At 32.2% G+C, this 17,334-nt stretch carries 17 protein-coding genes; 6 read left to right on the top strand and 11 right to left on the bottom strand.

The features are described 5' to 3' along the window. Nucleotides 1–79: 79 nt before the first annotated feature. Entirely contained in the window at nt 80–670 is a 591-nt protein-coding gene (locus WN975_RS02255; protein WP_337965022.1) for a TetR/AcrR family transcriptional regulator, read from the bottom strand. Nucleotides 671–870: 200 nt separating this feature from the next. Between WN975_RS02255 and WN975_RS02250 the strand changes: the two genes are divergently transcribed. From WN975_RS02250 to hemN, 5 genes are all read left to right on the top strand, one after another. After that, nucleotides 871–2,499, top strand: coding sequence for a carboxyl transferase domain-containing protein (locus tag WN975_RS02250; protein WP_337965021.1), 1,629 nt, complete (start codon nt 871–873; stop codon nt 2,497–2,499). Nucleotides 2,500–2,620: 121 nt separating this feature from the next. Beyond that, the gene (locus tag WN975_RS02245) at nt 2,621–3,043 is read left to right on the top strand and encodes a DoxX family protein (protein WP_337965020.1); all 423 of its coding nucleotides are present in this window, start codon (nt 2,621–2,623) and stop codon (nt 3,041–3,043) included. 120 nt (nt 3,044–3,163) lie between these two features. Beyond that, nucleotides 3,164–3,526 carry a hypothetical protein gene (locus tag WN975_RS02240; protein WP_337965019.1) on the top strand — a complete coding sequence of 121 codons (363 nt, stop codon included), beginning with the start codon at nt 3,164–3,166 and terminating at the stop codon, nt 3,524–3,526. Between the two features lie 114 nt (nt 3,527–3,640). Beyond that, entirely contained in the window at nt 3,641–4,117 is a 477-nt protein-coding gene (locus WN975_RS02235; protein ID WP_337965018.1) for a hypothetical protein, read from the top strand. 119 nt (nt 4,118–4,236) lie between these two features. Continuing rightward, complete coding sequence (hemN, locus tag WN975_RS02230; RefSeq protein WP_337965017.1) at nt 4,237–5,601, top strand: oxygen-independent coproporphyrinogen III oxidase; 1,365 nt, start codon at nt 4,237–4,239, stop codon at nt 5,599–5,601. Here hemN and WN975_RS02225 read toward each other — a convergent pair. The 8 genes from WN975_RS02225 to WN975_RS02190 all read right to left on the bottom strand — a co-directional run bounded on the left by WN975_RS02225 (nt 5,598) and on the right by WN975_RS02190 (nt 14,581). Beyond that, a complete protein-coding gene (locus tag WN975_RS02225; RefSeq protein ID WP_337965016.1) occupies nt 5,598–6,299 on the bottom strand; it encodes a sulfite exporter TauE/SafE family protein in 702 nt (233 codons plus the stop codon). The two genes, hemN and WN975_RS02225, sit on opposite strands and share 4 nt — an antisense overlap. 363 nt (nt 6,300–6,662) lie before the next feature. Further along, entirely contained in the window at nt 6,663–7,112 is a 450-nt protein-coding gene (locus tag WN975_RS02220) for a FixH family protein (protein WP_337965015.1), read from the bottom strand. A 12-nt stretch (nt 7,113–7,124) separates the two neighbouring features. Then, complete coding sequence (gene ccoG, locus WN975_RS02215) at nt 7,125–8,543, bottom strand: cytochrome c oxidase accessory protein CcoG (RefSeq protein ID WP_337965014.1); 1,419 nt, start codon at nt 8,541–8,543, stop codon at nt 7,125–7,127. A 12-nt stretch (nt 8,544–8,555) separates the two neighbouring features. Next, nucleotides 8,556–9,494, bottom strand: a complete 939-nt coding sequence (locus WN975_RS02210; RefSeq protein WP_337965013.1) for a cbb3-type cytochrome c oxidase N-terminal domain-containing protein — start codon at nt 9,492–9,494, stop codon at nt 8,556–8,558. Between the two features lies 1 nt (nt 9,495). Further along, entirely contained in the window at nt 9,496–9,690 is a 195-nt protein-coding gene (locus tag WN975_RS02205; protein ID WP_121325800.1) for a CcoQ/FixQ family Cbb3-type cytochrome c oxidase assembly chaperone, read from the bottom strand. 7 nt (nt 9,691–9,697) lie between these two features. Continuing rightward, nucleotides 9,698–11,884 (bottom strand): cytochrome-c oxidase, cbb3-type subunit I, encoded by a 2,187-nt coding sequence (gene ccoN / locus WN975_RS02200; RefSeq protein ID WP_337965012.1) that lies wholly within the window; start codon nt 11,882–11,884, stop codon nt 9,698–9,700. A gap of 2 nt (nt 11,885–11,886) precedes the next feature. After that, on the bottom strand, nt 11,887–12,078 hold the full coding sequence (gene ccoS / locus WN975_RS02195; protein ID WP_026982149.1) for a cbb3-type cytochrome oxidase assembly protein CcoS: 192 nt from the start codon (nt 12,076–12,078) through the stop codon (nt 11,887–11,889). 109 nt (nt 12,079–12,187) lie between these two features. Then, complete coding sequence (locus WN975_RS02190; protein ID WP_337965011.1) at nt 12,188–14,581, bottom strand: heavy metal translocating P-type ATPase metal-binding domain-containing protein; 2,394 nt, start codon at nt 14,579–14,581, stop codon at nt 12,188–12,190. Nucleotides 14,582–14,786: 205 nt separating this feature from the next. Here WN975_RS02190 and WN975_RS02185 point away from each other — a divergent pair, with 205 nt between their 5' ends. Beyond that, nucleotides 14,787–15,467 (top strand): Crp/Fnr family transcriptional regulator, encoded by a 681-nt coding sequence (locus tag WN975_RS02185; protein ID WP_337965010.1) that lies wholly within the window; start codon nt 14,787–14,789, stop codon nt 15,465–15,467. A 1-nt stretch (nt 15,468) separates the two neighbouring features. Here WN975_RS02185 and mazG read toward each other — a convergent pair whose 3' ends face one another. Further along, nucleotides 15,469–16,239: a nucleoside triphosphate pyrophosphohydrolase gene (gene mazG, locus WN975_RS02180; RefSeq protein WP_337965009.1), complete on the bottom strand. Its 771-nt coding sequence runs from the start codon at nt 16,237–16,239 to the stop codon at nt 15,469–15,471. A gap of 104 nt (nt 16,240–16,343) precedes the next feature. Next, nucleotides 16,344–17,114 carry a carbonic anhydrase family protein gene (locus WN975_RS02175; protein ID WP_337965008.1) on the bottom strand — a complete coding sequence of 257 codons (771 nt, stop codon included), beginning with the start codon at nt 17,112–17,114 and terminating at the stop codon, nt 16,344–16,346. Between the last annotated feature and the right edge of the window lie 220 nt (nt 17,115–17,334).

Here is a 17,334-nt window from a genome sequence, read left to right as displayed (position 1 = left end):
GATTGATACATTGTTTTTTGATTAAGACAATGCAAATATATTCAAAAACATACTAGTTAGTATGTTTTTGAATATAAATTTATTTCAAGCTATTTAGATAATTCCTAAACTCCTTTAAATAAACAATATAACAGGAATTACTATCCTGTAGTTTTCCAAAATTACGTATTCCCCAATAGCCAGACATGATAAAAAAAGCTACTTGTTCGCCATTCACCTCTTTTCTGACTAATCCTAAAGTTTGCGCTCTTACAATTGCTTTTTCTATTGTCATCATCCATTGGTTTACCAACTCTGACAAAGCCAGACTAAATTGATTGTTCCAAGGCGTCATTTCCTGAGTCAGATTTCCAACTGGACAACCATATTTTACTTCCAATAAAGGATCTTCAAGCAACAAATAAAAAATCATATTATAAAAATCCTCAATTGGATTTTCTGAATTTTCTATTGGTTTTATAAAGCTTCCCAACATCGTAGGTTTCAAAATCTCTTCAATAATAGCAACTCCCATTTCATCTTTTGTTTTAAAATGGTAATAAAAAGCACCTTTGGTTACTTGGGTTGTCGCAATAATTTCATCAATACTCGTGGTTTGATATCCTTTCGAATAAATCAATTCAAATGCTTTCTGGAGAATTGTAAGTCTTGTATTTGCTGCTTTTGACATAAAAGATACTAATTAGTATGAAACAACAAATTAAGATAAAAAAAACGACTTATTCTTTATTTGGCTTTCCCGCATAAATTATTCGTTTTTTTAATATCAGAAACTTACTTTTATTTCATCCGAAGAATATATTTTATGATGTCAGTTTCAATTGATTTTGTAAATTAGCCAACACTATTTTGTAAAAACATCAATATATTATGGATTTAAACTTCAATAAAAACGAAGATCACAATAAACTATTACTTTCTGAACTAAAACAAAAATTTGCCAAAGTAAAATTAGGCGGAGGTGAAAAACGCATCGAAAAGCTACATGCCGAAGGTAAAATGACTGCTCGCGAACGTATTGAGTATTTATTAGATGAAAATTCTAAAAGTATAGAAATTGGAGGTTTCGTTGGCGAAGGAATGTACGCAGAACACGGCGGATGTCCATCTGGTGGTGTTGTTATAAAAATAGGATATATAAAAGGAAAACAATGCATTGTGGTTGCTAATGATGCAACTGTAAAAGCCGGAGCGTGGTTTCCTATCACAGGAAAGAAAAACCTGCGTGCACAAGAAATTGCGATGGAAAATAGATTACCTATTATCTATTTAGTGGATAGTGCAGGCGTTTATTTACCGCTTCAGGATGAAATTTTTCCTGATAAAGAACACTTTGGACGTATTTTTAGAAATAATGCTCAAATGAGCAGTATGGGAATTACACAAATTGCGGCCGTTATGGGAAGTTGTGTTGCCGGAGGTGCTTATTTGCCAATTATGAGCGATGAAGCGCTAATTGTAGATAAAACCGGAAGTATTTTCCTTGCCGGAAGTTATTTGGTTAAAGCTGCAATTGGAGAAACAATCGATAATGAAACTTTAGGCGGTGCAACTACACATTGCGAAATTTCAGGCGTAACTGATTATAAAGCCAAAGACGACAAAGACGCTCTGGATAAAATAAAAAATATAGTTGATAAAATTGGTGATTTTGACAAAGCTGGCTATAGCCGAATAAAAGCAGAAAAACCAACGCTTGAGCCAAAAGATATTTATGGAATCTTGCCAAAAGCTAGAAACGAGCAATATGACATGATGGAAATCATCAATCGGTTGGTCGATAATTCAGAATTTGAAGCTTACAAAGATGGTTACGGTCAAACTATAATTACCGGTTATGCAAGAATTGACGGTTGGGCAGTCGGAATTGTTGCCAATCAACGAAAAGTTGTAAAAACCAAAAAAGGCGAAATGCAATTTGGTGGCGTAATCTACTCAGATAGCGCTGATAAAGCAACTCGTTTTATTGCTAATTGTAACCAAAAGAAAATTCCACTGGTTTTTCTACAAGACGTTACCGGTTTCATGGTTGGATCGAAATCTGAACAGGGCGGAATTATAAAAGACGGTGCCAAAATGGTAAATGCGGTAAGTAATTCGGTTGTACCAAAATTTACTGTAATTGTTGGAAACTCATACGGAGCAGGAAATTATGCAATGTGCGGTAAAGCTTATGATCCAAGATTAATTTTTGCGTGGCCAAGTGCAGAACTTGCTGTTATGGGCGGAACTCAGGCTGCAAAAGTTTTGGCACAAATCGAAGCTTCTTCGCTTAAAGCAAAAGGAGAAATTGTAGACGAAGCCAAAGAAACTGAGCTTTTTAATAAAATTAAAGCACGTTACGACGAGCAAACTTCACCTTATTATGCGGCTTCAAGATTGTGGACAGATGCGATTATTGATCCTTTAGATACCAGAACATGGATTTCTATGGGAATCGAAGCTGCAAACCACGCTCCTATTCAAAAACCATTTAATTTGGGCGTTATTCAAGTTTAGAATTTCGGATAATATCAAAATACGTTAAATAAAAAGTAAAAAACTTATTTTCAGGTACTTAAAAATAAATATATCATTAAAAATTAGTAACTTTATTTATAATTTTTAATCACGTAGTATCATGGAAAATGTAAAAAGTTTGAATAAATGGGCAAATGCGCACACTTATTTACCAGTAGATTTAGTACGTATTGTATTGGGTGTTTTTTTATTTATGAAAGGAGTTTCATTTGTAACAAACGTTCAATATCTGCATGATTTAATTTCTCCAATTGATAGATTCGGAGGCGGAATGTTTTTACTGCATTATATCGCGCCGGCCCACATGATTGGAGGTATTATGATTGTTTTTGGGTTACTTACAAGATGGGCAATTGCAGCTCAGCTACCAATACTTTTTGGAGCAATTCTAGTAAACTTCATGGGACATATGCACTCTGAAAACTTAATTCTGGCAATTGTGGTTTTACTAATTTGCGTATTTTTCTTGTTCTATGGAAGTGGAAAACGTTCGGCTGATTATTATTTCAAAATGCAACAATAACCTTATTTTATCCTCAATGGTACTAGTAAAATCTTGAGGATAAAATAATAACCTTACTTTTAAAGTTAATTAATTCTTTAAAATTTCTTTAATTGTCATTTATGAGTTAAATTCGCCACCATGAATTGGATTCGTAAAACCGTTATTTTTGTATCACTTGTGATCATTGCCTTCTTTGCTTGTCAAGCAAACGAATTGGCTGTGCAAAAAAGTGACTATCAAGAAACCGAAAATCAAAAAACGGATTCCAATTTCTCTATTGATTCTTCAGATTCTTTGGCTTTTATTCAGCCACAAACCAGTTATCAATTTGCAGCAAACTTAAAAACAAATCCATCTATTCTAAATAAATGGTTTGATGCTGTATTGATGGTGATTCCGCAGCACAAAGCAGTAAAATCAACATCAAACTTTGCAAATCAATTTCTGACTCAGAGCAAAAAGGTCTTACTTATGCTCTATCCTTTCCATTTTTTTTGGTAGACAAATACATGAAATTCTAATCAGAAGAGCCTATTTCTTCTAAACTAAGTAAATTATTTTCTTTCTGAAAACAATTTATCATTTCATATTATTTATCAAATTTTAAAAACAAAAATGGAAACAAGTGTAACCATAATTGGTCTCGTGATTGCTATCATTGTAGCCGTACCCGTTTATTTTTCTGCTCGATCGAGCGCTGCAAACAAAACAAAGATTTTAAACATAAAAAAGAAGTTCAATTCAACACATCCTGAAGATTTTGATTTAACAGAATCTCAAAGCAACAAAACGCTTACAATAGATCAAAAAAACAGAAGGTTTATTTTAATGAATTTTAATCCAAATCAACAAGAGTCAACTTATTTAGATTTAAAAAGTGTTTCTTCTTGTAAAATAGTTTTAACCAATGATGGAAATTCAGATACAATCTTGAAAATTGATTTTGAATTTCAGGAAAAGGAAACTTCTAAAAAAATTACAATTCCATTCTATGATTTTGACGATGATCGCATCAAACAAATAAGCGCTTATCAGGATCATATGTTTGCTAAAAAATGGCTTAAAATCATCCAAGATTCTATTTCACGTTAGTTATTTAATTCAGAAAAGAGGCTCATTATGAGTCTCTTTTTTTTGTTAATTACATGACATTTGTCATTTTATCTCTTACAGGTAAACTCTAATTTTGAAAGACACAAAATCCGTCTTTTATGAAAATCTCACTGACCCAAAAATACAATGTCCCAGGTCCCAGATATACGAGTTATCCAACGGTTCCTTATTGGAATGAAGCCTGTTTTACAACAGAAAAATGGATAGAATCTTTTCAAAAAGCATTTACAGAAAGCAATTCACAAAGCGGAATAAGTTTGTATATTCATTTACCATTCTGCGAAAGCATGTGTACTTTTTGTGGTTGCAATAAACGAATTACAAAAAATCATTCTGTAGAAGAAACTTATATAAAAGCGCTTTTAAAAGAATGGAGCTTATATTGTAAATTATTATCCGAAAAGCCAATTATAAAAGAAATACATTTAGGCGGAGGAACTCCAACTTTTTTTTCGGAAAAGAATTTAGAACATCTTATAAATGGCATTTTCAGTTTTGCCAATAAGGCCGAAAATTATGAATTCAGTTTTGAAGGTCATCCTAATAATACAACTTACGAACAACTCAAAAAATTATACGATTTAGGCTTTCGCCGAGTAAGTTTAGGTGTTCAGGATTATTCCGAAAAAGTACAGAAAGCAATACATAGAATACAACCTTTTCACAATGTTGCGAAGGTGACTTTTTGGGCCAAACAAATTGGTTATACTTCTATTGGTCATGATATTATATTTGGATTACCTTTTCAAACTATTGAAGATGTTACAGATACAATCGAAAAAACAAATTCTCTTAAACCAGATCGTCTTGCATTTTACAGTTATGCACACGTGCCTTGGATTAAAGGAAACGGACAACGTGGTTTCAATGATGAAAACCTTCCGAAAGATGCTGAAAAGAGACAATTATATGAAGTTGGAAAACAACTGCTTTCTAAAAATGGCTATGACGAAATTGGTATGGACCATTTTGCTTTAGAATCTGATAGTTTACATAAAGCGACGCAAAATAAAAAACTGCATCGAAATTTTATGGGATATAGCGCTTCAAAAACTCAATTGATGATTGGTTTAGGCGTTTCTTCTATAAGTGACAGTTGGTATAGTTTTGCTCAAAACACAAAAAATCTGGAAGATTATTATCAGTTGTTAGAATGGGACAAACTTCCAATTGTGAAAGGGCATATTTTAGATAATGAAGATTTGATTATTCGAAAACATATCTTGAACTTAACCTGCGAATTTGAAACTTCCTGGTCTAATGAATCCTTATATTTTCAAGAACTTCCGAGTGTTTTATTGGATCTAAAAGAAATAGAAAACGATCAATTAATAGTAATAGAAGAAGATAAGATTAAAATCAAGGAAGCAGGAAAACCATTCGTTCGAAATATTTGTATGGCTTTTGATTTACATCTAAAAAGAAAATCACCGGAAACTAATTTGTTTTCAATGACGGTTTAATGACAGTTAGGAGTTCCTTGTACAAACAAACTCATATTTGATGGAGAAATATAAGGAATTCCTAATCCAAGTCCTCTAAGGATAAATAATACTCCAATAATAACAGCAACGTAAGGAATTGCTTTTTGTATTTTATTTCTAAAAGGAAGTTTTATCAACGAATTTACATATACTACAATTGTCATAAGCGGCATTGTTCCCAAACCAAATAAGATCATATACAAAACTCCAAAACTAGCACTTTGCATAGCAATAGCACCAAACAAAGCTACGTAAACCATTCCGCAAGGCAAAAAGCCATTTAATAATCCAATTGTAAAAAGAGATTTATAAGTTTTCTTTTTAAATTGATTTCCCAGACTTGATTTTATTTTAGAAATGACTTTATAAACAGGTTTTGAGAAATTATACTTCGAAAAAACTTTCTCCGGAATTAAAACCACGATTATCATTGCTACGCCAATAAAAATTGACATTTTTTGCTGTAATCCTGCGAGAAAAAAACCTCTTCCTAATAAACCAAAAATCAAACCTATTGTCGCATAAGCTGTCAAACGACCTAAATGATAGGTTATAATTTGAGTTACTCGCTTAGCTTCATTTTGTCGGTCTACCGGTAACATCATAGCAATTGGACCACACATTCCTATGCAGTGCAAACTACTAATTAATCCTAATATAAAAGCTGAGTACAACATTTGCTATATATTTTTCTTTTTTGCCACAGATTAATTGGATTAAAAGTGATTGTTTTTTTATTCCAATTAAATATCAATTTATATGGTCTAGTCCCTCCAGGACATTTTTTTAATGCGAATTATTTTTTCTACCGATATACAACTCCTAACGGAGTATATTCTTCAGAGATTAAAACATTTTAAAGAATAGCTCCATTTATAAACGTTAACAAAGTATATCTCGTAGAGATAACATGTCGGCAAAAAAGAATCATATAATACTCTTTTGTCCCGTAGGAACTATATATCCCAATCCAACATTAGATACTTTTCCAAAAAAAACTGTGTGAATCAATATAATCTCTCTGTTAGAAAAACATCCTATTAATTCACATAAATCACTTCTTTCGAAAGGTATTTTGTTCCTTTATATTCCCATTCCATATTAACATCCCAACGCCCTTTAATCAACTTCTTTTGCGGAATAAGCACAGCAGAATTTGTCAAAGCTATTTGGGTATCAAAATCAAATTTCTTGTTTGAAGGTCTGTACAATAATACATTCCCTTTTACTTTATCATTTTCAAAAGTGGCAGGAAAAGCAATTTTCACACCGCTTTCAGTATAAGTTATAGAAGGTTTTTGCTGTAAATCATGAGCATTTTGAATTCGAGCCATTTCGTCCTGAAAATGAGAATCGTGTTTGTAATATTCTTCGACAACCAAGTCGTTGTCGTATTTACTATTTGATTGTACTTCAAAAACAAAATATAAAATAAAAGTCATAAACAATGCAAATGCAATGACAATTCCGGTTCCCCAATTTATTTTCATCTTAGTATGTTTTTAATTAAAACTTCTTGGTCCTAAAAAATTAGTTGCTGTAGTTTCTATCAACTCTTTCCCGTTGTAAACTCCAATTTTAACTTTGGTTTTATCACTTTCTAAAAGTGCCTGATCGATTTCTATAAACAAAGTTCCTTGTGAAATTCCTTCTTTTAAAACTTTAAAATGTTGATTACCGACATTTTTAATCGTTCCTTTTTGATCAATTAATTCAAAATGAACATCTTGATAATCTTTCATTGTTTTGTTAACAATCTTATAAGTATACACATTGCTAATTTTATCTCCTTTGTGCTGAAATAACTGTCCTGGCAAGCGTAAAACAATTGCCTGAACATCTGTTCTTAAAAATAACATTCCAATAAAAACACTTAACAAAATGAACAAAACAGCTGTGTAACCTTTCATTCTTGCTGTAAATTTGAAAGGTGCTTTTTTTACAATTTCATCTTCAGACGCATATCTGATAAGTCCTTTAGGCAAACCAACGCTTTCCATAATCGTATCGCATTCGTCAATACAAGCGGTACAATTGGTACATTCTAATTGCGTTCCGTTTCTAATATCAATTCCCATTGGGCAAACGTGTACACATTGATGACAATCAATACAATCGCCTTTTCCGGTTGTGACTCTATCTTCTTTTTTATTGAATTTTGCACGTCCGACTTCTTTTTCACCTCGTACAAAATCGTAAGCTACATTAATTGATTTATCATCTAAAAGTACACCTTGCAATCTTCCGTATGGACAAGCAATAATACAAACCTGTTCACGAAACCAAACAAAAACAAAGTAAAAGACTCCGGTAAAAATCAATAAGGCAATAAAATTACTTGCTTGTTTAACTGGTCCTTCTTCAACCATTAAAAATAATTGGTCACTCCCTACCAAATAAGCCAGAAAAACATTGGCGATACCAAATGAAATCAAGAAAAAAATGATCCATTTTACTAATCTCTTTCTAATTTTTTCTGAATTCCATTCTTGTCTTGACAATCGCAATTGAGCACCACGATCACCATCAATCCAATATTCAATTCTGCGAAAAACCATTTCGAGAAAAATCGTTTGTGGACAAATCCAACCGCAAAAAATTCTGCCAAATACAACTGTAAACAAGATAATAAATACAATACCAACAAGCATTGAAATTACAAAGAGATAAAAATCTTGCGGCCAAAATGGAAATCCAAAAATATTAAATCGACGTTCCATAACATTGAACATCATAAATTGGTTTCCATTTACTTTTATAAACGGATTTGCAACTAAAATAGCCAGCAAAACATAGCTAACTATTTTCCTGTATTCATAGAATTTACCAGACGGTTTTTTAGGGAAAATAAATTTTCGATTACCTCCTTCATCAATAGTTCCGATGGTATCTCTAAAAGCTTCGTCTGGTAAATTTGACATGATGTTGTAGTATTATTTTTTAACTTCAGTACTATCTTTTGATGTACTTGCTGCGGTATCTTTCGTTGGTGCACTTTCATCTACCCAAACTTCGCCTTCTGATTCTTTCGGGTCTTTTGGATTGCTTCCTTGTAAGGAAAGGATGTAACTCGCTACTTTTTGGATTTCCTTAGGTTTTAAGGTTCCTTTCCAGGCGATCATTCCTTTACCATCACGACCTCCATTGGTTATTGTATGAAAAAGATTTTTAATTCCTCCACCTAAAATCCAACGATCATCTGTTAAGTTTGGTCCAATTTGTCCACCAGCATCAGCACGGTGACAAGCAGCACAATTGGTTGTAAAAATTTCTTTTCCAATTGCTAGATTTTCTGGATCCGTAAGTAAAACAACCGTTTTTTCATCCATTAAATCCGGAGCTGTTTTAAGATATTCGTCTACATCTATTTTTGCCTGAGCCATTTCTTTTTTAAGCTCTGTTTCTTGATCATCTCCTCCAAAAATCTCATAACGTGCAACATAGAATACTCCGAAAATAATACAGATATAAAATAAATACACCCACCAAGGCGGTAAATTATTATCTAATTCTTTAATTCCATCATAATCATGATCCATTAACAAGTCTCCTTCTCTTTCGATCGGTGGCGTTTGAGTAAGCTTGTGCATTAAATCTTTATACCAAGTACTTTCTGTTAAGCTCAAACTATTCTCGTAATCTAGTTTTGCCTTTTCTTCTGGTGACATCAATTGATACATAACGCGATTAACGGCGCTTAATGTAATCTCGATTGCTATCAGAATAAATAAAAAGACCAACAAAAAGACAGAAACCATTGGATATTTTATAAAAGCCGGTTTATCACCTGAATCTATAAAGTATTCCATCAATCCAAAGACGATGAAGAAAATTAGCGGTACTCTTACATATACTGGGAAAAATTTTTTCATATTAAATATCTTTTGAAATTATACCATGTCCTTCATCTAAAGGTATTTCACTCATTTCCTGGATTTTTTCTTTTTTATACGAGAACACCCAAAAGCCTAAGCCAACAAAAAAGAAGAAAAATATTAAGAGAGAAAGTATCGGGTAAATTTCTATACCCGAAATAGTCTCCATATTGTGTTTTATCTGTTCAAACATAATGCTGTTATTTAGAAGTCTCTTTTACTTTTATATCAGTTCCAAGTCTTTGTATATAAGCAATCATCGCAACGATTTCTCTCTCATTCATAGGAACAAATTTTTCGCCTTTTGCAGCTGCTTTTTTCTTACTATCCTCATAACTTTTTACATAATCAGGATCGTTTTCTAAGCTTTTTTCTATTGCAAGTGCCTGAGTTCTTAATGTTTTTTGTGCATTTGTAATCTCTGCTTCTGTATAAGGAACTCCAAGTGTAACCATGGCTTGCATTTTCTTTTGAGTTAGGGAAATATCCATTGGCTCATTATCAAACAACCACTTATAACCCGGCATAATTGAACCTGCAGAAATACTTTGCGGATTCCAGAAATGATTAAAATGCCAGTTATCATTATACTTACCACCTACTCTTAACAAATCTGGACCTGTACGTTTTGATCCCCAAAGGAATGGATGATCGTACACAAACTCTCCCGCTTTTGATTGTGGTCCATAACGTTCTACTTCACTTCTAAAAGGACGTACGGACTGTGAGTGACAACCTACACAGCCTTCTCTGATATATAAATCACGACCTTCTAGTTCTAAAGGTGAATATGGTTTGACACTTGAAATTGTTGGTATATTTGATTTGACCATAATTGTTGGTACAATTTGAATAATACCACCAATTAGAATAGCTATTGTTGCCAAAATGGTCAACTGAATTGGTTTTCTTTCTAACCAGGTATGGAATTTTTCTCCACTTAATCTATTGCTGCTGATTCTTTGTAATGCTGGAGCCTGAGCTAATTCATCTTCAATCGTATCACCGGCTTTAATGGTCATTATAATATTATAAACCAGCGTTAACATACCAATTAAATACAAACTACCTCCAATTGCTCTCATCCAATACAATGGCATAATAGCAGTAACTGTCTCAAGGAAATTTCCATAAGTTAATGTACCATCTGGATTAAATTGTTTCCACATTGACGCTTGTTGAAAACCAGCAACATACATTGGTAAAGCGTATAAAATAATTCCTAAAGTCCCAATCCAGAAATGGAAATTGGCAAGTTTCTTAGAGAATAATGTACTTTTTGTCATTCTGGGAATCAACCAGTAAATGATACCAAATGACATAAACCCATTCCATGCTAATGCTCCTACGTGAACGTGTGCAATAATCCAATCTGTGTAATGCGCTATAGCATTTACATTTTTTAAAGAAAGCATTGGACCTTCAAAAGTCGCCATTCCGTAACCTGTGATTGCTACTACAAAGAATTTTAAAACTGGTTCTTCACGAACTTTATCCCACGCTCCTCTTAAAGTCAATAATCCGTTGATCATTCCTCCCCAAGACGGAGCGATTAACATTACCGAAAATGCAACTCCTAAATTCTGAGCCCAGTTTGGTAAAGCTGAGTATAATAAATGGTGTGGTCCCGCCCAGATATAAATAAATATCAAAGACCAAAAGTGAATAATTGATAAACGATACGAGTAAATAGGACGATTGGCTACTTTTGGGATAAAGTAATACATTAATCCTAAAAATGGTGTTGTTAAGAAAAACGCAACTGCATTATGTCCGTACCACCATTGCACTAATGCATCCTGAACTCCTGCATAAACAGAGTAACTTTTTAAAGCCGAAACCGGAAGTTCAATATTATTAAAGATATGTAAAACGGCAACTGTTACAAATGTTGCAAGATAAAACCAGATTGCAACATATAAATGACGCTCTCTACGACGCAACATTGTACCAATCATATTGATTCCCATTACAACCCAAATAACTGCAATAGCGATATCAATTGGCCATTCTAATTCGGCATATTCTTTTGAAGAAGTATAACCTAAAGGTAATGTTATAGCCGCTGCAACAATAATAAGTTGCCAACCCCAAAAATGTAAGTTACTTAAAAAATCACTAAACATTCTGGCTTTTAGCAATCGCTGTAGCGAATAATACATACCGGCAAAAAAGGCATTTCCGACAAAGGCAAAAATAACCGCATTGGTATGTAATGGTCTTAATCGACCGTAACTAAGCCATGAAATCCCATCTGTGATGTTGGGAAAAAGGTACATAACCGCTAAGGTTAGCCCCACTAACATACCTACTACTCCAAAAAGGATAGTGGCATAAATGAATTTTTTTACAATTTTGTTGTCGTAGTAAAACTGTTCCATTTCCATAATTATACTTGTTTTTCTTCGGTTGGTGAATTATTATTTTGCGGGGTAATTTTGGTTTCGTCGTCAAAGAGCATTCTGACTGAAGGAGTATAATCGTCATCGTATTGTCCCGATTTAACAGCGATAATAAAAGCAATAAAAAATCCAATTGCGACGAAAATACTTACTGAAATTAATAGATAAATAACACTCATACCATAAATTTATGTTAACAAAATTACTACGTTAGAGGCGGGTAAAATATGATAATTATCATACTGTAAGGAGATAAGTTAAATTTAACTAAAAATAACGTTGAATTATTTATAATCGTTTTAAATTACTGTTACTGAAATAGTTAGACATAAAAGTCACAAAACTTACAATTGTAATTGTACTTAAAGGCATAATAATTGCCGCAACCAAAGGAAGTAGATTGCCTGTTATAGCGAAAGAAAGTCCTACAACATTGTAGAGTAACGATAAAACAAAACTCATTTTTATTATTGTAATAGACTTTTGTGATAACTTAAGAAAGTAATCCAATCGTGAAAATTCACTTGCTGCCAAAATCGCGTCACAAGCGGGAGAAAACACATTCACATTTTCAGAAATAGAAATCCCCACATTACTCTGTGCCAACGCTCCGGCATCATTTAAGCCATCGCCAACCATCATTACATTTTGACCACTTTCTTGTAGTTTTTTTATAAACTCCAGTTTCTGTTCTGGTTTTTGATTAAAAATTAATTCTGTATTTTCAGGTAAAATCGCTTCCAAATTAGCACGTTCTCCATCATTATCTCCAGAAAGTACTTTTATTTGATAGTTTTTGCTTAATGTGTGGAATAATTTTTCTAAACCTTCTCGATATTGATTCTGGAATGTAAATTTCCCATAATAAGTATCATTGATTCTAATATGCAAACCTGTTTTTTCGATTTCTGAAATATCCGAAACAGGACTATCTATAAATTCTGCAGAACCAATCCTGATCATTTTATTTTCAACAGAAGCCTGAATTCCTTTTCCGGTTATCTCCTGAAAATCATCAATTATAAGTCTTTTTGATTCTGGCAGAAAATCATACAACATACGGCTTAAAGGATGATTTGAGCCACGAAGAACATTTTTAATAAGACCAAAATCTTCATCACTCAATTTATCTCCTTCATATAGAATATTTGATTTTTTATTGGTTGTAATTGTTCCTGTTTTATCAAAAACTATGGTATCAACTTTTGCTAATTGTTCAATTACCAAAGCATTTTTAAGATACATTTTTTGCTTGCCCATTATCCTCAGAATATTTCCAAAAGTAAATGGTGCTGTAAGTGCCAATGCGCAAGGACAAGCTACAATTAAAACTGCTGTGAAAACATTGAAAGCGGTATTAGCATCAATAAATATCCAATAACCAAATCCTCCAAAAGCAATTAATAATAATATAGGTGTAAAATAACGGCTAATTGCATCGGTAATCGTTTTGTGTTTTTGAAATACCTTTTTCTGAAAAATTTCATTGCTCCATAATTGCGTCAAATAGCTTTGTGAAACAGAATGTAAAACTTCCATTTCGACAACCTTGCCTATTTGTTTTCCACCTGCAAATACTTTGTCTCCGGATTTTTTTGTTATCGGAACCGCTTCTCCAGTAACGAAACTATAATCAATTTCGGCACTTTCGCTTATTAAAATACCGTCAACGGGAATTAATTCCTGATTTCTAATTAATAATCTGTTGCCTTTTAAAATATCATAAATAGGAACACTTTCTTCAGAAGCATCTGCATTAATTCTAGTAACAGCAATTGGAAAATAGGATTTGAAATCTCTCTCAAAACTTAAAAAACTATAAGTCTTTATTTGAAACATTTTTCCGAGTAACATAAAAAATACCAATCCCGTTAAACTATCAAAAAAACCTGATCCGTAATTCATAACAATGTCAAACGTACTTCGTACAAACATTACGATAATCCCTAAAGCAATTGGAATATCAATGTTTAACATTCTGGATTTTATACTTTTATAAGCAGAAACATAATAACCGCTTGCTGAATATAAAAAGCTTGGCAATGCTAAAACAAAGATCAAAATTCTAAAAAAAGGTTTGTAATTATCAAGCCAGAACTCTTTGATTTCAAAGTATTCGGGAAAAGAAAGCAACATGATGTTTCCAAAACAAAAAAAGGCAACTCCAAGTTTGTAGGTTAAACTACGATCGACGCTATTTTTTCCTGTTTCGTAATTTTCTAAACTTATATATGGTTCATAACCAATTGAACTTAATAAATTAACGATAGCTTTAAGAGAAACAAGATCTGAATTGAAAGTAATTCGGACTCTTTTTTCAGGAAAATTAACCTGAGAAGTGCTTATTCCGGATTGAATTCTATTTAGATTTTCAAGAATCCAAATACAAGAACTACAATGAATATGTGGTATATTTAAAGAAACTATTGCGGTGTTTCCTTCTTGAAATTCTAATACTTTTGATAAAATAGCTTCATTATCCAGAAAATCATATTTACCTTGTATATCTTGAGGAGTGGCTCCAGGCGATTTTTCAAAATCATAATAACAGGTTAAATCATGAAGACTAAAAATTTCATAAACGGTTTTACAGCCGTTGCAACAAAACTTTTTTTCATCAAAATTGATTTCTTCATTTTTAGGAATGATAAGTCCACAATGAAAGCAACTCTGCTCAGTCATAATTTGTTTCTTTTTTAATGTAACAAATATTCCAAATAAGAAGCGATTTTAAATATGACATTTATCATATTACAATTAAATCGAATTCTAATTTACTGAAATAAAACTGGTAAATAACAACATAGGATTTTTTATATGATTTTTCAGTAATAATGATACCTTCGAAAGCTAATAATGGTTAATTTTGCAGTAAATTTTTTTTGCTATGAATAAATGTGACCAATGTATCGTAAGACAGTTATCTTCTCTTAAAGCACTGAATAAAGACGAGGTTATAAAGTTGGCTAATAGCAAATCTACTTACACCATAAAAAAAGGAGAAGCAATTTTTGAAGAAGGTGAAGTAACAAATGGTGTCTTTTGTGTAAAAGATGGCGTTGGAAAACTTTCTAAATTAAGTGCAAACGGAAAAGACCAGATTATTAAGCTTGTAAAATCCGGCGAACTTTTAGGACAACGTTCTATGATTAGTAATGAGCCGGCAAATTTGACAGCAAAAGCTGTTGCTGATATGGAAGTTTGCTTTATTCCAAAAAGTGAAATCATACATTTCTTCAATACTAATAATCAATTCTCAATGAACCTGATGCAATCTGTTTGTGAAGATTTGAAAGAATCTGAAAACGAAAAAATTGCATTAGTTCAAAAAACCGTAAAACAACGATTAGCAGAAACTTTACTGTACTTATATGACGCGTTTGGGGAAAACACGGACAAAACTCTAAAAGTACAACTTAGCAGAGAAGAATTAGCAGGAATGATTGGAACTGCAACAGAAAGCTGCATTCGATTATTATCTGATTTTAATAAACTGGAATTGATTGAATTACTAGGAAAAAAAATAATCCTTAAAAACGTAAAGGCATTAAAAAAATTAGCTGAATAGTTTATAGTTTTTTAGCTTCGTTCCAAAAGACATCCATTTCTGCCAAAGTCATATCCATTAATGGTTTTCCTAATTCACCAGCTTTACTTTCAAGATATTGAAAACGCTTGATAAACTTTTTGTTTGTGCGTTCTAAAGCATCTTCGGGATTTACATTTAGAAATCTTGCATAATTAATCATCGAGAACAAAACATCGCCAAATTCGGCTTCGATTTTATCCTGATCACCAGATGTTACTTCGACTTGTAATTCCTCAAGTTCTTCCTGCACTTTATCCCAAACCTGATGTGGTTCTTCCCAGTCAAAACCAACTCCTTTTACTTTATCCTGAATTCGGCTTGCTTTTACTAATGCCGGTAAACTTCTTGGAACACCTTCCAAAACTGATTTTTTGCCTTCTTTTAGCTTTAGTTTTTCCCAATTTTGTTTGACTTCTTCTTCGTCTTTAACAACTGTATCGCTGTAAATATGAGGATGACGATGAATTAATTTGTCGCAGATTTCATTACAAACATCAGCAATATCAAAATCATTGGTTTCAGAACCAATTTTAGCATAAAAAACAATGTGCAGTAATAAATCACCTAACTCTTTTTTAACTTCATTTAGATCATTATCCAAAATGGCATCACCTAATTCATAAGTTTCTTCAATCGTAAGATGTCTGAGCGTTTGCAAAGTTTGCTTTTTATCCCAAGGACATTGCTCACGAAGCTCATCCATTATAATTAATAATCTTTCGAAGGCCTTAAGTTGAAGTTCTTTGCTCATTTTTTTCTATTGTTGAATCAAAATTAAATATTTTATTAATTAAATGATGTATAAAAACAAAAAAGAAGGTCTATTATGACCTTCTTTTTTGTTTAATGAAAATATTATATTGATTCCTTAATTATTCTTCCGTTTAAAGGCTGTACATTCCTAAAATTATTAATCGGCATTATCTTTCTTAAGTCTTCAATTATTTTTAAAGAAACGCCCACCGGACTTTTAAAAATATACCACTGAACTCCTTCCGTACAAGGCGGAGTAGTAAGTGAACCTGTATAGGTATAATATGCTTTATTTTCCGGCAAGACTTTATTTATATTGAAATCTTCATTTACTTTTATGCTCTCATTAACTTTTAGAGGCAAAAATTTATCAAGAAATTCAAAAGCTTCATTGATTTCTTTATCTTCCTGAGCCATAATTGCAAGTACAACATACTTTCCTTCTTTGTTCATATGAACCATATGAATAACCAATGGATATCTCACTCCTCGAATAGTATGTTCTGCAGGTTCATGAAAATGAAATTGTTTTAAATCATATTTATCGCCATCGACCATAATATAATCATCCGGTTCAAAATCAACCTGAATAGAATGTCCATTATTTATGATATCATGAATTTTTGTTTTTTGATCGTAATGAAAATCAATTGGAAGCAAAGTTTTATCCGTTTCTGTCTCCATTATATCTATTGGCGATTGTGCACTTCCTCCACAATCATTCTGATCAATTTCTGACCAATGTTCCGGTCCGGTTTCCCCTTCGTAATTCCAATGTTTTTTTTCTTCTTCTTTTGTGCTATTTTTATCTGAACATGCAACAAACATCATCAGAACTGCACCAAACAAAATTTTTGCGGTAACTCTTTTCATTTTTTTTATTTAAAATTTAATTTCCTTGATTTTCAATTAATCGTAAAAAATCAAGAATTATGTCTGAAACATGATTCTTTTTCTTTAAACTATCAATTGTAAAAAATACTTATTTTTCCTACAAAATTAAATTTTAAATTTAGTTTCACACTATCAGAAATCATAAATAAAATACAAAAAATACCTACAAAAAAAAATCCTGCTAAGAAAACATCTTAAC

It is taken from the genome of uncultured Flavobacterium sp. (assembly GCF_951805225.1).
Classification (GTDB): Bacteria; Bacteroidota; Bacteroidia; order Flavobacteriales; family Flavobacteriaceae; genus Flavobacterium.
The sequence above is the reverse complement of the archived record's forward strand: the minus strand, read 5'-3'. Positions and strand labels throughout refer to the sequence as shown.

Excerpts from the sequence above, each read along its gene's own strand:
- WN975_RS02175 (WP_337965008.1), bottom strand. The coding sequence starts at position 17,114 with ATGAAAAGAGTTACCGCAAAAATTTTGTTTGGTGCAGTTCTGATGATG.
- WN975_RS02235 (WP_337965018.1), top strand. The coding sequence starts at position 3,641 with ATGGAAACAAGTGTAACCATAATTGGTCTCGTGATTGCTATCATTGTA.
- WN975_RS02240 (WP_337965019.1), top strand. The coding sequence starts at position 3,164 with ATGAATTGGATTCGTAAAACCGTTATTTTTGTATCACTTGTGATCATT.
- ccoG (WP_337965014.1), bottom strand. The coding sequence starts at position 8,543 with ATGTCAAATTTACCAGACGAAGCTTTTAGAGATACCATCGGAACTATT.
- mazG (WP_337965009.1), bottom strand. The coding sequence starts at position 16,239 with ATGAGCAAAGAACTTCAACTTAAGGCCTTCGAAAGATTATTAATTATA.
- WN975_RS02190 (WP_337965011.1), bottom strand. The coding sequence starts at position 14,581 with ATGACTGAGCAGAGTTGCTTTCATTGTGGACTTATCATTCCTAAAAAT.
- ccoS (WP_026982149.1), bottom strand. The coding sequence starts at position 12,078 with ATGAGTGTTATTTATCTATTAATTTCAGTAAGTATTTTCGTCGCAATT.
- WN975_RS02185 (WP_337965010.1), top strand. The coding sequence starts at position 14,787 with ATGAATAAATGTGACCAATGTATCGTAAGACAGTTATCTTCTCTTAAA.
- WN975_RS02205 (WP_121325800.1), bottom strand. The coding sequence starts at position 9,690 with ATGTTTGAACAGATAAAACACAATATGGAGACTATTTCGGGTATAGAA.
- WN975_RS02210 (WP_337965013.1), bottom strand. The coding sequence starts at position 9,494 with ATGAAAAAATTTTTCCCAGTATATGTAAGAGTACCGCTAATTTTCTTC.
- WN975_RS02255 (WP_337965022.1), bottom strand. The coding sequence starts at position 670 with ATGTCAAAAGCAGCAAATACAAGACTTACAATTCTCCAGAAAGCATTT.
- ccoN (WP_337965012.1), bottom strand. The coding sequence starts at position 11,884 with ATGGAAATGGAACAGTTTTACTACGACAACAAAATTGTAAAAAAATTC.
- WN975_RS02225 (WP_337965016.1), bottom strand. The coding sequence starts at position 6,299 with ATGTTGTACTCAGCTTTTATATTAGGATTAATTAGTAGTTTGCACTGC.
- WN975_RS02245 (WP_337965020.1), top strand. The coding sequence starts at position 2,621 with ATGGAAAATGTAAAAAGTTTGAATAAATGGGCAAATGCGCACACTTAT.
- WN975_RS02250 (WP_337965021.1), top strand. The coding sequence starts at position 871 with ATGGATTTAAACTTCAATAAAAACGAAGATCACAATAAACTATTACTT.
- hemN (WP_337965017.1), top strand. The coding sequence starts at position 4,237 with ATGAAAATCTCACTGACCCAAAAATACAATGTCCCAGGTCCCAGATAT.
- WN975_RS02220 (WP_337965015.1), bottom strand. The coding sequence starts at position 7,112 with ATGAAAATAAATTGGGGAACCGGAATTGTCATTGCATTTGCATTGTTT.